This is a genomic window from Clostridium sp. UBA871 (genome assembly GCF_002295255.1).
Taxonomy (GTDB): Bacteria; Bacillota; Clostridia; order Clostridiales; family Clostridiaceae; genus Clostridium_J; species Clostridium_J sulfidigenes.
In genome coordinates, this window is record NZ_DBFV01000004.1 from 575,966 (window position 1) to 589,805 (window position 13,840).

At 29.1% G+C, this 13,840-nt stretch carries 19 protein-coding genes and 1 riboswitch; all 19 genes read right to left on the bottom strand.

Annotation, left to right across the window (positions count from 1 at the left end; translation table 11 throughout):
• Positions 1 to 618, bottom strand: coding sequence for a stage III sporulation protein AF (spoIIIAF, locus tag B3086_RS08765; protein WP_346847947.1), 618 nt, complete (start codon positions 616 to 618; stop codon positions 1 to 3).
• Between the two features lie 15 nt (positions 619 to 633).
• Positions 634 to 1,788, bottom strand: a complete 1,155-nt coding sequence (gene spoIIIAE, locus B3086_RS08770) for a stage III sporulation protein AE (protein ID WP_346893211.1) — start codon at positions 1,786 to 1,788, stop codon at positions 634 to 636.
• A gap of 8 nt (positions 1,789 to 1,796) precedes the next feature.
• On the bottom strand, positions 1,797 to 2,180 hold the full coding sequence (gene spoIIIAD, locus B3086_RS08775) for a stage III sporulation protein AD (RefSeq protein WP_035129356.1): 384 nt from the start codon (positions 2,178 to 2,180) through the stop codon (positions 1,797 to 1,799).
• Between the two features lie 9 nt (positions 2,181 to 2,189).
• Complete coding sequence (gene spoIIIAC, locus B3086_RS08780) at positions 2,190 to 2,387, bottom strand: stage III sporulation protein AC (protein ID WP_035129354.1); 198 nt, start codon at positions 2,385 to 2,387, stop codon at positions 2,190 to 2,192.
• 15 nt (positions 2,388 to 2,402) lie between these two features.
• Entirely contained in the window at positions 2,403 to 2,921 is a 519-nt protein-coding gene (spoIIIAB, locus tag B3086_RS08785) for a stage III sporulation protein SpoIIIAB (protein ID WP_035129352.1), read from the bottom strand.
• Positions 2,922 to 2,924: 3 nt separating this feature from the next.
• Positions 2,925 to 3,842, bottom strand: coding sequence for a stage III sporulation protein AA (gene spoIIIAA / locus B3086_RS08790; protein WP_346847946.1), 918 nt, complete (start codon positions 3,840 to 3,842; stop codon positions 2,925 to 2,927).
• 240 nt (positions 3,843 to 4,082) lie between these two features.
• Positions 4,083 to 4,640 (bottom strand): elongation factor P, encoded by a 558-nt coding sequence (efp, locus tag B3086_RS08795; protein WP_035129348.1) that lies wholly within the window; start codon positions 4,638 to 4,640, stop codon positions 4,083 to 4,085.
• Positions 4,641 to 4,942: 302 nt separating this feature from the next.
• Positions 4,943 to 5,770 carry a MetQ/NlpA family ABC transporter substrate-binding protein gene (locus B3086_RS08800; protein WP_346847945.1) on the bottom strand — a complete coding sequence of 276 codons (828 nt, stop codon included), beginning with the start codon at positions 5,768 to 5,770 and terminating at the stop codon, positions 4,943 to 4,945.
• Between the two features lie 48 nt (positions 5,771 to 5,818).
• On the bottom strand, positions 5,819 to 6,469 hold the full coding sequence (locus B3086_RS08805; RefSeq protein ID WP_414632280.1) for a methionine ABC transporter permease: 651 nt from the start codon (positions 6,467 to 6,469) through the stop codon (positions 5,819 to 5,821).
• Positions 6,470 to 6,471: 2 nt separating this feature from the next.
• Positions 6,472 to 7,431 (bottom strand): methionine ABC transporter ATP-binding protein, encoded by a 960-nt coding sequence (locus B3086_RS08810; protein WP_346847944.1) that lies wholly within the window; start codon positions 7,429 to 7,431, stop codon positions 6,472 to 6,474.
• A 128-nt stretch (positions 7,432 to 7,559) separates the two neighbouring features.
• A riboswitch (SAM riboswitch) is annotated at positions 7,560 to 7,690 on the bottom strand.
• A gap of 73 nt (positions 7,691 to 7,763) precedes the next feature.
• Positions 7,764 to 8,153, bottom strand: a complete 390-nt coding sequence (locus tag B3086_RS08815; RefSeq protein WP_035129332.1) for a hypothetical protein — start codon at positions 8,151 to 8,153, stop codon at positions 7,764 to 7,766.
• Entirely contained in the window at positions 8,143 to 8,586 is a 444-nt protein-coding gene (locus B3086_RS08820) for a hypothetical protein (RefSeq protein ID WP_346847943.1), read from the bottom strand. Before B3086_RS08820 ends, B3086_RS08815 begins: the two co-directional genes overlap by 11 nt.
• A gap of 21 nt (positions 8,587 to 8,607) precedes the next feature.
• On the bottom strand, positions 8,608 to 9,336 hold the full coding sequence (locus tag B3086_RS08825) for a hypothetical protein (RefSeq protein ID WP_346847942.1): 729 nt from the start codon (positions 9,334 to 9,336) through the stop codon (positions 8,608 to 8,610).
• A gap of 11 nt (positions 9,337 to 9,347) precedes the next feature.
• Entirely contained in the window at positions 9,348 to 9,770 is a 423-nt protein-coding gene (locus tag B3086_RS08830; RefSeq protein ID WP_346893213.1) for a hypothetical protein, read from the bottom strand.
• Positions 9,757 to 10,215, bottom strand: a complete 459-nt coding sequence (locus B3086_RS08835; RefSeq protein ID WP_346893215.1) for a hypothetical protein — start codon at positions 10,213 to 10,215, stop codon at positions 9,757 to 9,759. Before B3086_RS08835 ends, B3086_RS08830 begins: the two co-directional genes overlap by 14 nt.
• Entirely contained in the window at positions 10,181 to 10,624 is a 444-nt protein-coding gene (locus B3086_RS08840) for a hypothetical protein (protein ID WP_346847939.1), read from the bottom strand. The genes B3086_RS08835 and B3086_RS08840 overlap by 35 nt, the downstream gene beginning before the upstream one ends.
• Positions 10,605 to 11,048, bottom strand: a complete 444-nt coding sequence (locus B3086_RS08845) for a type II secretion system protein (RefSeq protein ID WP_346847938.1) — start codon at positions 11,046 to 11,048, stop codon at positions 10,605 to 10,607. The genes B3086_RS08840 and B3086_RS08845 overlap by 20 nt, the downstream gene beginning before the upstream one ends.
• 21 nt (positions 11,049 to 11,069) lie before the next feature.
• On the bottom strand, positions 11,070 to 12,266 hold the full coding sequence (locus B3086_RS08850) for a type II secretion system F family protein (RefSeq protein ID WP_346847937.1): 1,197 nt from the start codon (positions 12,264 to 12,266) through the stop codon (positions 11,070 to 11,072).
• Positions 12,256 to 13,761 carry a GspE/PulE family protein gene (locus tag B3086_RS08855; protein WP_346877406.1) on the bottom strand — a complete coding sequence of 502 codons (1,506 nt, stop codon included), beginning with the start codon at positions 13,759 to 13,761 and terminating at the stop codon, positions 12,256 to 12,258. The genes B3086_RS08850 and B3086_RS08855 overlap by 11 nt, the downstream gene beginning before the upstream one ends.
• Between the last annotated feature and the right edge of the window lie 79 nt (positions 13,762 to 13,840).

Genomic DNA, 13,840 nt, shown 5'->3' on the forward strand with positions numbered 1-13,840 from the left:
TTAATTATTATTAAGTTTGTATACATATATATTTTCCTCATCTATATCGTAAGTAGAGCTAATAAAATTTCTAACCTCCATTGATTTTTTATCTGTTGAAGAATCTTGATTGTCTACTTGAACTGACTCATCACCGATTTGTACCTTTTTTACCCTTTCCACTGAACCATCATTAATTCCTATCTCAATTCTTTCAATAAGAAAAATGCTGTTTTCATTGTCATAAGCTGCATTTACCTTGGCACTATACCGATCTCCCTTAAAATTTTTCTCTAAATCAGCTACACATTGTTTTTCTAAATTGTTTTTAAATCTTTCTAATGTACTATTTATGTTAGCCTGTCTATATTCTTCATAATTTCTCTCACCTCTATCATTGAATACTAAGTCTGCAGATTCTTCAATTATTTTGTTCACTTGTAGCTCTTCATTAAATATTTTTAAAATAGGACTTAATATAACTACAAAAACAATTAATCCAAGAACAAAATTACAATACTTTTTTAATGAATTATCTGGTAATATCATTTGTACTGCTGTAGAAAAAAATATTGCCACACATATGGTTATTATCCACTTTCCTAAAGCTTCTATCATTCCATCACCTACTTTTAACATAAATTAATCTAATATCTACATTAGAATAAATCCCTTACCTGTAGCAGCTATTATAGTAATCATTATAAAAAACATTACACTAACACATATAATGCAAGAACCAAGTAGCATCAAAGATCCTCCTGCAGCATCTATAATATTAGTTACTTTATTATCACTTACTGGTTGTAATAATGCAGAAGTTAGTTTATACATGAATCCCATAACAAAAATCTTTATTATAGGAAGTAAAATTATAGATATAAGAATTATTACACCTAATAGACTAACTGAGTTTTTCAAAAGTAAGGTGTAGCTGGCTACTGTTGCAAAGGCATCAGATAAAGTTTTACCTACTACAGGTATAAAACTGTCCATGGCAAATTTAGCTGTTTTTGTGGTCACAACATCAAAACTATTTCCTACAATTCCCCTAATTGTTATAATCCCAACGAAAATTGTTAGAAAAATACCTTGAACCCATAGAGCAAACTTTTTAAGTAAACTAGTTAAATTCTTAACGTTATATTCATTAGATATGTTATTTACAAAGTCTAGGACAAAACTCATACAAATTATAGGTATGATTATAGAAGAATAAAGCTTAGTTCCTAAGGTGCATACACCCATAATAATGGGGTCCATTACCACAGCTTGACTTACACTTCCTACACTTGCCAGTAACATTATAAGCACCGGCATTAGCGCTACCATAAAATCACTTATACTATTTATAACCTGTTGGGTTAATTCCACTCCTATATAAAATCCTCGAGCAATCAGTATAATCATCACAGAGAAGCAAGCAAAATATGCTACATTACACAACTTTTCATTGCTAAAGGCATTTTGAAGATTATTTAATAATGCACAAACTATAGCTATTATGATAAGTTGTCCTATTATTTTAAAAGATACTACTATTTCTTTAAATAAGTATCCCAAAGCCATCTTTAATATTTCTTTTCTTTCTAAGGAGCCTTGTCCATCTTTCATGTAACTTTGCACAAATTCCTTAGGCGACATATCCTTTAGTAATTCAGTTCCAGTATCCAGATTACTTATATAATCATATAGTCCATTTATTTTGCTCATTTGCTCATCATCTATATTTACTTCATCATTACCATAAGCTTTTATAGGAATTAAAAATATGATCATAACTATTAAAACAAATATACTTTTCTTCATATTTACACCTACATTATCTTTAATATTGTTTGCATTACAGCCATTAGTATTGGTATTGCAAGAGTAAGAATTAATATTTTACCAGCAAATTCAACCTTTGATGCAATACTACTCTCACCAGCATCCCTACAAATTTCACTACAAAAGGATGATAAATATGCAATACCTAAAATTTTAAATACTGTATCCAAGTACACTATGTCTATATTAGCTTTATTAGATAAGGTTTGAAGGAAATTTACTATTATAGTTAGCTTGCTAACTAAAAACATAAATACTATTATGCCTGCTATTAAGCTAATTAAAAGTGCAATATCTGGTCTTTCCCTTTTTACCATTATCACAATAAGAAGAGTTATTAGTGCAAAGGATACTATTTTGATAATATCCATAGTTTCCTCCTAAAAGTAAAATAAAGTTTGTATTGCATTGAATAGCTTTGAAACCAAACTAATCACCAATATTAGTATTATTACTATTCCTGCTAAATTACTAATAACTGCATATTCCTTTTTCCCTCCACTATCTAAAACCTTATCTAAAACTATCATTACAATTCCAACTATACCAATTTTCACTATTATACTTATATCTAACAAAATCCACACGCCTCCTTACATTAAAATAATTCCTATCATGGCACCGAAGGAAAACCCTAGGTACCTATACATCTTCACGTTTTTATCAATGTTATATTCGGCATTCTTAATTGCTTTTCCCAAATTTTCTAGAGTTAGTGCAAACATATCATTATGTCCTTCTATATCCATCTCACCTAGGCTTTTAGTAAAATCTAAAAATATGCCTAGATCATCTTTAGTTAAGGATAATTTGTCCACTCTTTTATCTAGGCTATGAATAAAACAACTATTTACATCACATTCTTCGCTACTAATAATTAATTCTGACGCTTCCTTAAAAATTCCAGCTATGGGTTCTTCACATTTTTCATATACCTTATTAAGAGCCTCTGGAAGTAATGCATGGGTAAAATTTATTTCATTCTTTAATACATATACGCCTCGCTGAAATTCCTTTAACTCCCTAACTCTTTTTTTAAATTTTTCTCCATAAGAAAATCCTAAAATAGTAGATGAAACTACTATAAGAATAAACCCTATTACTTTTATCATTTATTACCACCCCCTTACTTTCTCACCTTTTGTAAAATCATATATATATTCTATGGTTGCAATGCCACACTTATTACTTAAAATTACAGCTCTTTGAAAAACTTTATTTTCTAAAATTTCTTTGAATACTGGTCTATTATAGAGATCCTTTTCACTAAATCCGTGGATAGTCGTTATTACATTTACACCTGAATTTAATGCTGCCACAATACTCTCCATATCTTTATAGGTACCTATTTCGTCACATACTATAAGATGAGGAGCCATACTTCTAATGGCCATGATTATTCCTTGACTTTTCGGGCAGTTATCCAATATATCTGTCCTAATGCCTACATCCATTTGAGGAACCCCTCTATAACATGCTCCAATTTCACTTCTTTCATCAATAATAGCTACATTTTTGCCACTTAACCCATATCTTGATAATCCATTAGATATCTCTCTTGATAAATCTCTTAATATAGTTGTTTTCCCACATTTAGGTGGAGATATTATTATAGTATTTAATATAGAATTATCTTTAATAATAAAAGGTAAGATTCCATCACTACATCCCTTTACCTCTCTAGCAATACGTATATTAATTGAAGATATGTGTTTTATAGTCTTAAGAGAGTTTTCTTCTAAAACACAGGTACCACAAATTCCAACTCTGTGACCACCTTGAATAGTTATATATCCTTGTTTGATTTCTTCCTCAAAGGCGTATATGGAGTAGCTACTTATCTTTTGAATAATTATCTTTATGTCCTCTAGTTTTGTATTATAACTTGTTCTTATCTCCTTATTATTGCTTATAAATATAAGCGGTTTGTTAACTTTCAATCTAATTTCTTGTAGTTTTCCACCATGGTCATAGTTTATAACTTCAGTTCTAATAGAAGGAGATAGTATATCCAAAACATCTTTAGTAATCATGCAACTCACCCTTTCTTACTTAATTGTTATTACCTTTCATAGATAATTATTACTATAATATTTTTATTTTTTTATTTTTTGCAAAAAAATAAGTGCTTCCTATAACGAAATATAATATTTCATTATAGGAAGCACTTATTAAAAACAGTATGTTTTCATATATCTCTGCAACCTATTAAATATGTATTCATAGAGCAAATAAAAACTAGCCTTCAATTATGAAAGCTAGCTCAATATGGACTAAACTCTTTCCATATATTCTCCTGATCTAGTATCAACTCTAATTGTGTCTCCTTCATTTACAAATAGAGGAACTGGAACTATTGCCCCTGTTTCTACTGTAGCTGGTTTTAACACGTTAGTTGCAGTATTTCCTTTAACTGCTGGTTCAGTGTTTGTAATTAATAGTTCAACGAAGTTTGGAGCTTCTACTGAGAAAGCTTCACCCTTGTAGAATTTAATTATTGCAAACATGTTTTCTTTTAAGAACTTTATAGCTTCTTCTACTTTATCGTAGTTTAAAGGAATTTGCTCGAAAGTTTCTTGATCCATGAAGTAGTATAACTCTCCATCAGAATAAAGATACTGCATTTCTTTTCTCTCTATTACTGCTTCTTGGAATTTAGCAGTTGGGTTGAAAGTTGTTTCTGTAACCGCTCCAGTTATAGCATTTTTTAATTTAGTTCTAACGAAGGCAGCACCCTTACCTGGTTTAACATGTAAAAATTCTACAACAGTGTAAACTTGTCCACCATCTTCAAAAGTTGTTCCTTTTCTTAAATCTCCAGCTGATATCATAATGTAACCTCCCAATATATAATAGCCTTTGTTAATAAAATTATTATAACCTATTTAAAGCACTTTAATACCTTATGTAGTTATTAATATGCATACTAAATTTTAGTAATAAATTAATTACCTAATTTAATAATTATAATTACTTACATTTACATTAACAATGATATTTTATCAAAACTATGTATTCTTTGCAAACAAATTATACCTTCATATTAAGAAACTTGCAATAAAAGTTTAAATATATTATTAAAAATACATATTATATCCATATATTCATATCTATTATATACATTTTGATAGATTTAAAACCCTGGAACAATAGCTCCTTTATAATTATCTTCGATGTATTTTTTTACTTCTTCAGAAGTGGCTGCTTTTGTTAAAGCTTTTATTTTATCCTTTTCTTTATCTTCAGTTCTAACAGCAATGATATTAGCATATGGACTATCTGTACCTTCAATTGCTAAAGCATCTTTCAAAGGGTTAAGTCCCCCCTCTAAAGCATAGTTAGTATTTATTACTGCTAATTCTACATCTTTTAGAACCCTTGGTAACTGTTCTGCATCTAGCTCTGTAATCTTAACATTTTTCGGATTTGAAGTAATATCTTTTGCAGTTACTAGATCCCCCTCTGAAATTTCAATTACTCCATTTTTAGCTAAAAGTTTTAAAGCTCTTGCTCCATTAGATGGATCATTAGGAATTGCTATTTCCGCACCATCTTTAATAGCCCCCATACCATCTAATTTTTCTGAATATACTCCCATTGGTTCTAGGTGTACCTTTGTTGTATAAGAAAGTTCATAAGATTTTTCCTTAACTGTAGCTTCTAAAAAAGGTACATGCTGAAAATAGTTTGCATCTATTTCACCTTCTTCAAGGGCAGTATTAGGTAGTACATAATCTGAAAACTCTACTACTTCTACTTTATATCCTTGATTCTCCAATAGTGGCTTTATAGCATTTTCCACTATAGCTTTATGCGGCTCTGGAGATACTCCTATAGCTATAACCTTATCTTCACCCTTAGCCCCTGAGCCTGCTTTCCCCTTAGAACCACAGCCTACTAAAGTCACCCCTAAAGCTAATGTTAACGTTAAACTTAATAATTTCTTTACTGATTTTTTCATGTATATATTCCTCCTTGATTATAAATTTCTAAACTTAAATTTTGAATACTAGCTTAGTTTCTTATATATGTAGTTTCCTAAGCTTTGAATAAGTTGAACAAATATAATTAAAACTACCACTGTAAATATCATAATTGGAGTATTAAATCTATTATATCCATAGGTTATAGCTGCTGCTCCAAGACCTCCTCCACCAATAGATCCAGCCATGGCAGAATAGCCTATAATGCTTATAATAGTTAAAGTAAGACCTGACGCAATAGATGGTAAGGCTTCTTTTATCATTATTTTAAATATTATTTGAGTCTTAGTAGCTCCTAAGGATTGAGCTGCTTCTATAACTCCTTTATCTACTTCCTTTAAAGAAGTTTCAATAATTCTTGCAACAAAAGGAGCTGCAGCTATAGTCAAAGGTACTATGGCCGCTGTAGTTCCTATGGATTTACCTACAATAACTCTAGTAACAGGAACTACTACCACCATCAATATTACGAAAGGTAAACTTCTTAAAGTATTTATAACCCCATCTAATATTTTATATATATATTTATTTTCCATTGGACCTTCTTTGGTTGTTAGTATTAAAGCTATGGCTAAAACCATACCAATAATTACTGCAAAGATCGTAGATATCACTACCATTATTAAAGTTTCTATTAGTGCACTACTAAGGATCCCTATAATTGCTTCTGCTGTCATAACTATAACACCTCCCATTGGAATTTATTCTTTTCTAAGTAACTAGTAACAACTTCCTTCCACTGTTCATCAACTCTTATGACTAATGATCCTAATATATTTTCCCTAAATCTTTCTAACTTGCCCCACACAATAGAAAAATTTACATTCAAATCTCTAGCCATGTTGGTTATAAATGAATTTTCACTTTTATTTGCCGGAAAATATATCTTAATATTGACTCCATCTTGAAATAAAATTTCTTCTTCTTCTCCTAAGAATTTTCTTAGAGAATATCCTGGTCTTAAGAACAGTTCATCTACATTTCCTTCAGCTTTAACTTCTCCTCCTTCTACAAGCACTATTCGCTGGCATATAGACTTTACTACTTCCATCTGATGAGTAACCATTACTATGGTAATCCCCATTTCTTTATTAATTTTAGATAACAGCTCTAATATGTCCTTTGTAGTTTTAGGATCCAGTGCTGAGGTTGCTTCATCACAAAGTAATATTTTAGGTTCTAAAGCTAAAGCTCTTGCAATTGCTACTCTTTGCTTTTCTCCGCCACTTAACTCTTTAGGCATAGACTTTATCTTGTGGAATAATCCAACAATTTTCAACAATTCTTCTACCTTTTTTTCTATATACTCTTTATCATATCCCCATAGTTGTAATGGTAATGCCACATTATTATATACATTAGACCTTTTAAGTAAGTTAAAATTTTGAAATATCATTCCAACATTTTTTCTAAACTCTCTAATATCTCTTTCTGTCATAGAGGAAACTTCTTTTCCCATAACTTTCAAACTGCCTTCATCATAACCTTCTAATCCATTTATACATCTTAACATGGTAGATTTTCCAGCTCCACTGTGACCTATGATTCCATATACTTGTCCCTCTTCTATGGTAAATGATACATTCTTTAGAACTTTTAAACTCTCAAAGCTCTTATTGATATGTGATACCTCTATCATTATCTAGCACCGCCCTTTACTGTAGATATCCTATTTACTTTAAATCTAGATTTAATTATTTGGGGTAAAAAGAAAAGCACTAGAGAATAAATCTCTAGTGCATAAAACTTCATGCATGCCAATTCATTCTCTTATCTTCCAGCTCAAAAAAGCTGCAGGATTTAGCACCATGACGCACATATAAAGATATATGATTCAATATATATACACAGGTTGCTGGGTTTCAAAGGGCCAGTCCCTCCACCGCTCGTGATAAGACAATATTTACTTTTACCTTGGCACTAATTATACATAACAATAAATAAATAGTCAACATAAAAATACCAAATTTTTTAGATTTTTTTGAATACAAGAATAAAGGTGCAAATATCTTCTTCCACCACCAAAGAGTTAATTTCTTTTATTTCATCCATCTTACCTAAATCACTAAGTAAATTTTTAAAAGTAGTAAAATCCCCCTTACACTTGATAGTTACTTCACCCCAAGAGTCATAAACAACAATGTTATTTAAAGAAATATCATTATAACTTCTTAATCTATTTAAAAATTCTCCAAGTTTAAACTCTTCCTTTTTATTTTCTTCTACAAGGTTACTTACAACTAAATTTCTATGATTTTTAGCATTATTTAAATTTATTTGTGTTTTACCATAGGCTATTAAGAGTATTATAGTTGCTATAACTATAGTAATATTAATTAATTTATATTTTCTAGTATCCATTAATCTTTACCCTAGCTGTAAAATATAGCTCTTCCTTCTCTTGAAGAATAGATGAAACTTCAACTATTGAAAACTTTTCTTCTAAAGTTTTAATACACATTGAATAATCTTCCTTATCTTTAATCTTTATATTAAATCCTATATTATTGTCATCTATATTCATAGAATTTATCTCAAGCTCTTCCTTTGAAATTATTTCATAAATATAGTTATATGCAAAGGTTGTAATACTTTTTCTGTCATTATTTAATTCTATGTTTTTGTTATACTGCACTTTACCTACAATATTTAATCTCTTATAATGATTCCCTAATATTCCCATGGAAATAATTATAAATAATATAGAGAAATATATCAAAGTCCTTACTATATTTTTCTTATAGATGTACCTTAAACTCTCTATATACCATTGAGGATAATATCCTTCTTTCATTGTCTCCCTCCCTTTCATAAATTAAGAATTTACAGGAAAACTCCTTTTCATCTCATATAAATTAGCGACCTTAACCTTTTCCTTTTTTTCATTTGTAATGATGTAAATTCCCTTATTATTATTATGTTCTTCTCCATTAATCTCTCTCAAAAATGCTAAGATTTCTATATTTACATTTTCTTTACTTCCATTTATAACTCTATTTGCTCTTATAGTCCCATTTTCTACTTCAATGATATAAACATATTTATTTCTATATATTATTAAAGTGAATTCTCCATTTTTAATCTTTTTGTTGTATTTATTTGTATATAACTGTTGTATAGGTATTATAGAGTTTATATTTGCTCCTAAAAACAATTCTCGATTCATTAAAAGTGAATCCTTTACATTTATGCAGTATATGGCTACCTCTAATTTTCCTCTTTTATTCCTAATAATTTCATAGTTAAATATTATATTTTCTATATCATAAAAAATTTTTATTACTTGATTTTTAACAATTAAATCTAGTTTATTTTTATTTACTTTAGGCACAAAAATATTATGTACAAATATCTCTTCTCCCTCTAAAATTATGTCCAAATTAAGCTTTCTTAAATTTTCCTCAACTGCTACATCAATGTCTTTATAATTTTTCTTACAGCAATATGTGCAGTAAAAATTCTTATCCTTTTTTAAATCTTTAATCTTTTCTTTTACAAACTTTATTTCTTCTTCACTTATTTCAATCGTACACCTTTTCTTCATAACTCTCCCTTCTACTGTACTAAATTCCCCTTAAAAATATATTTAACTTCACTACCACTAATCTCCATAGCGAACCTATAAACTCTATTTAATCCATTGATTTGAAAATACTTATTACTTAAATCATAGGTTATTAGTTTTTCACCAGCCTTCCTTTCAAAGTATTTCTCTGAAGTCTCTGCATTTATAGTTTCTATATTTTCTAGTACATAACTATTAAAATTAGCTATTAAGTGCTCCTTATAGCTATGGTCCTTATTTTCTTTCAAGTTATATTCCACATAATTTTTAATATAAGAATTTCTATTAATAAAGGACTTCATAGAATAACATATAGTTAGGGAAATAATCATTCCTACAATTACCACATAAGTTAATATCCATCCCCTATGAATTTTTCTATACTTGCTTAACCCTGTTTTATATTTTACCAATTGCTCTCTCTCCACTAATTCCTTTATTCGTAACTATTTTAATGAATAGAACCTCACCATTTTGCCTAACTTTAAATTCTCTCACATCATATAAAAGAGGCTGATTGGTGTGGCCTACTCCATGTTTATTCTTGAAAAAAAACCTAAGTTCATTCCCCTCTAAAGAAACATAACTTTCTCCTACAGATGTAGGTATAATTATATCCCCATCTTTTAAAAAACATCCTTCACCTCTATAATTAACATAATTTTCTATATACATAAGTGCTTCATAAATCCCTGTAATTTCACTAGAATAATATACGTTTTCCTTATAGCTTTTCATCCAAATACTATAACTGCTAATAATAACTGTAATTATTAAGGAGGAAATACTTAAGGCCGCTATTAATTCTAATATGGTAACCCCTTTAGCTTTTCTCATAATTACCCTTGTAAAATACATAATTTATTTCCTTTCCATCTTGAAACTTATATAAAACCTCTATTTTTATAATTTCTTTACCAGTTTCTTCAGTTCCCATTAACATTATAATTGGGTATTGCTTTACTTCATCCTTTATAATATATTTTATATTTATACTACCTAGAGCTTCCTCTGATAAATCACTAGTATTTATAAATCTAGTTTTTTCAACTATCTCTTTTTTAATATCACCATAATCCATATTGCATAAAATAAGCTTTTTAACTGCATCTATCTGAAAAGTGGCCTTCATTTTCTTTTGCTCTTCTTCTTCACACCTTCTCATTACACCATAAAAAGTAAGTGCTCCTATGAGAATAGTAGATATAACTAACATGCTTATTATAGTTTCTAACAGTGTAATTCCTTTATTTTTGCTTACTAACATAATCTGTTCCTACCTTTATGGTTATAACTTCTCTACGTCCATCTGGATCATATATATTTATAGACCTTCCCAAAGATGTATTTCCGTCAATATCTAATGGTATAGTTATACTAGCATCATTAGATATATGTATCCTTAGTGAATCTGGTAATAGATAACTGTGTACTTTTACAGTTCCATGATATAGGTTTAATTCTCTACTTTGGATAACTAATCTAAAGAGTTTCCTATTATCATAATTATTTCTTGCATACATCTTACAGCTATTTATAAATTCAATTGTGCCATTAACCCCATGTTCCATTTCCATGGCTAACTTCTTTTCATCATAGGAGTTTAAATGAGGATATATTATAAATGAACATATAGACAATATACCTAATACCACTATTAATTCTATTAGTGTAAATCCATTTTTCTTCATAGTTTTCTACCTTAATACCTTTTAAAACTTTGTATTGTACATATTAAACAATGGAATCATAATTGCAATAATGATAGATCCTATAAATAGACCTACAAAGACTATTAGTAGTGGCTCTATTAGGGATGTGATCCTATCTAATTTCCCTTCAAGTTCTTCTTCGAAAACTTCATTACAACATTGCAACACCTCTTCAACACTTCCATTAATTTCTCCTATATATATTGTTGATAGAAAATAATTTGAAAAAATATTGCACCTCTTAAGGCCCTCATAAAGGCTATCACCTCTTTCTAATCCTTCTATACATCTATTTAACCGCTCCTTAATGTAAATGGCATTTTCACAATTTCTCAGTAAGATTAAAGAAGATTTTATATCAATACCACTACCTATCATCATTGAAAGGGCCATAGTAAATTTACAACAAAATCTATTTTTCTCTAAATTTCTCGTTAGTGGATTTTTATATTTTAAATTATAGGTTATCCCTTTCCCCTTTAGATAGATATGTATAAAGCTTATGCCTATAAAAATCCCTATGCCTATTGGTACTACAAGTATACCTAGACTATTTATAACTCTAGATAATCCTAAATAAAATCTAGTTATATAAGGAAGTTTCATATTTTCTATATCCATAGAATTAAAAAATGTAGGTACTAACTTGTAAATAGCAATCATGCCCATAATTAATACAAATATAAATAATCCTATAGGATAAGTACTTACGCTAATAATTTTCTTTCGCCTTTTATATTCCTTCATATAGTACTTTTCCATGAAAGTTAGAATCTGCTGCAATCTACCACTTTCTTCTCCAAAATGAATTAATGTTATAAAAAATTCTGGGAATACACTTTTAAACTTCTCTAAGCTTTCTGAAAAAGATAAACCACTTTTTATATTATTTATAACTTTATTTAGAATTTCACATAACCTTTTATCCCCTAAATGCTCTTCTAATAGTTTCAAAGCATTAACTAAAGGAATTCCCGCCTTTAAATTATTCTTTAAATTTCTGCAAAAAGTAGATAAATTCTTTTCTGAAATCCTTCTTTTAAACAAATATGTATTTTCTTTATGCAACTCTTTATAATTAATACAATATATTTCTTCCTCTTCTAATCTTTCCATTAAACTACAATGATCTTCTACTATAACTTTTCCTGATACAATTTTTCCCTTTACATTTATCCCCTTATACTTATACTCCATAATCCACTCCTAAGGCTTTTTCAATGTTATAAACCTGCATATTTCCATAATACTCTTCCACAGAAGTACTTCCCTCTACAACTAACTCCTTAAAATATTCATTCATAGTAACCATTCCCTCTTCAATCGCTATGTTTCTTAATATATCACTATCCCCACTATCCATAGACTCCTTTAATCTCTTTCCCATAATCATAATCTCATAGGCTACAGTTCTTCCTCTGTATCCAGTGCTATTACATTTAATACATCCAGTTCCTCTATAGCCTTCTTCAATCCTATCCATGGCTAGAAGCTTCTTTTCTTCCTTGGATAATTTATATTTCACCTTACACTTTTCACATATTAATCTTGTTAACCTTTGAGCAATTACAAGAACGAGAGAACTTTTAATTATATCTCCATCTATCCCCATGTTAGTTAGTCTATTTATAGCACTGCTAGCATCGTTAGTATGCAAGGTAGTTAAAACTAAGTGACCTGTTAAAGATGCTCTTATAGCTACTTCAGCAGTTTCCTTATCTATAATTTCACCCACCATTATTACATCAGGATCCTGTCTTAATACTGCCTTTAATATATTTCCATAGGTAGCACTACCATCTCCTATGGAAACTTGATTAATTCCCTCAACTTCACACTCCACCGGCTTTTCTACAGTGACTATATTCCTAGTTTCTTCGTTCAACTCATTTATCATAGAATATAAAGTAGTAGTTTTACCACTTCCTGTAGGACCTGTAATTATGATTAAACCTTGTTTGAACTTTAATATATTTTTTAAGAGTCGATAATCTTTAGGTGTAAAACCTAGCTTATTTATATCTAACAAAGGTGCATTTCTTTGTAATATTCTTATTACAAATTTTTCTCCATGAACAGTAGGCATTGTAGATATTCTTAAATCATAAATATTTTCCTTTACTTCAAGATTTATCTCTCCATCTTCTGGAGTATATTTATTAGTAATATCCATATTTGCCATAACCTTTATTCTTGTGGCTATAACCTCATAAAGATTTTTAGGTAAAGTACTAAAAATATTTAAAACTCCATCTATTCTATATCTTACAGTAATTGTATCCTTCCATGACTCTATATGTATATCACTTGCACCTTTTTCAATACCTTCTCTAAAAATCGAATCCACTAAAGAAATAATGGGTCCTTTTACTTCTTTATCACGCTCCTTTTTAGGATATTCTTCACCTTTAAGTCCCTTAACTATTTGCTTTCTATAAATTTCTTCATAATATTTATCTAAATAAATCTTAAATTGATCTATAGTACATAAGTTAAATACAATTTTTTTCTTTAAAATAAATCTTAATCTATTAATTTCTTCATTGGAATGCTCCGTAAAGGTAGCTAAATAAATCTCATTATTTTTTATGTCATAAGGTAAAATGCTATACTCTTCACACACTTCCTTGGAAAGCATAGACATAGCCTTCGTATTTATTGCTATTGAATCTAAATCTATTTTGTTGATCACCAGTTTATCTCCTTAAACATATTAAAAATATAGATTTCTTTTATCACAACTATAATTGTTACCATTTATTTCAAATATA

Excerpts from the sequence above, each read along its gene's own strand:
- spoIIIAF (WP_346847947.1), bottom strand. The coding sequence starts at position 618 with ATGTTAAAAGTAGGTGATGGAATGATAGAAGCTTTAGGAAAGTGGATA.
- spoIIIAE (WP_346893211.1), bottom strand. The coding sequence starts at position 1,788 with ATGAAGAAAAGTATATTTGTTTTAATAGTTATGATCATATTTTTAATT.
- spoIIIAD (WP_035129356.1), bottom strand. The coding sequence starts at position 2,180 with ATGGATATTATCAAAATAGTATCCTTTGCACTAATAACTCTTCTTATT.
- spoIIIAB (WP_035129352.1), bottom strand. The coding sequence starts at position 2,921 with ATGATAAAAGTAATAGGGTTTATTCTTATAGTAGTTTCATCTACTATT.
- spoIIIAA (WP_346847946.1), bottom strand. The coding sequence starts at position 3,842 with ATGATTACTAAAGATGTTTTGGATATACTATCTCCTTCTATTAGAACT.
- efp (WP_035129348.1), bottom strand. The coding sequence starts at position 4,640 with ATGATATCAGCTGGAGATTTAAGAAAAGGAACAACTTTTGAAGATGGT.
- B3086_RS08800 (WP_346847945.1), bottom strand. The coding sequence starts at position 5,770 with ATGAAAAAATCAGTAAAGAAATTATTAAGTTTAACGTTAACATTAGCT.
- B3086_RS08805 (WP_414632280.1), bottom strand. The coding sequence starts at position 6,469 with ATGACAGCAGAAGCAATTATAGGGATCCTTAGTAGTGCACTAATAGAA.
- B3086_RS08810 (WP_346847944.1), bottom strand. The coding sequence starts at position 7,431 with ATGATAGAGGTATCACATATCAATAAGAGCTTTGAGAGTTTAAAAGTT.
- B3086_RS08815 (WP_035129332.1), bottom strand. The coding sequence starts at position 8,153 with ATGGATACTAGAAAATATAAATTAATTAATATTACTATAGTTATAGCA.
- B3086_RS08820 (WP_346847943.1), bottom strand. The coding sequence starts at position 8,586 with ATGAAAGAAGGATATTATCCTCAATGGTATATAGAGAGTTTAAGGTAC.
- B3086_RS08825 (WP_346847942.1), bottom strand. The coding sequence starts at position 9,336 with ATGAAGAAAAGGTGTACGATTGAAATAAGTGAAGAAGAAATAAAGTTT.
- B3086_RS08835 (WP_346893215.1), bottom strand. The coding sequence starts at position 10,215 with ATGTATTTTACAAGGGTAATTATGAGAAAAGCTAAAGGGGTTACCATA.
- B3086_RS08840 (WP_346847939.1), bottom strand. The coding sequence starts at position 10,624 with ATGTTAGTAAGCAAAAATAAAGGAATTACACTGTTAGAAACTATAATA.
- B3086_RS08845 (WP_346847938.1), bottom strand. The coding sequence starts at position 11,048 with ATGAAGAAAAATGGATTTACACTAATAGAATTAATAGTGGTATTAGGT.
- B3086_RS08850 (WP_346847937.1), bottom strand. The coding sequence starts at position 12,266 with ATGGAGTATAAGTATAAGGGGATAAATGTAAAGGGAAAAATTGTATCA.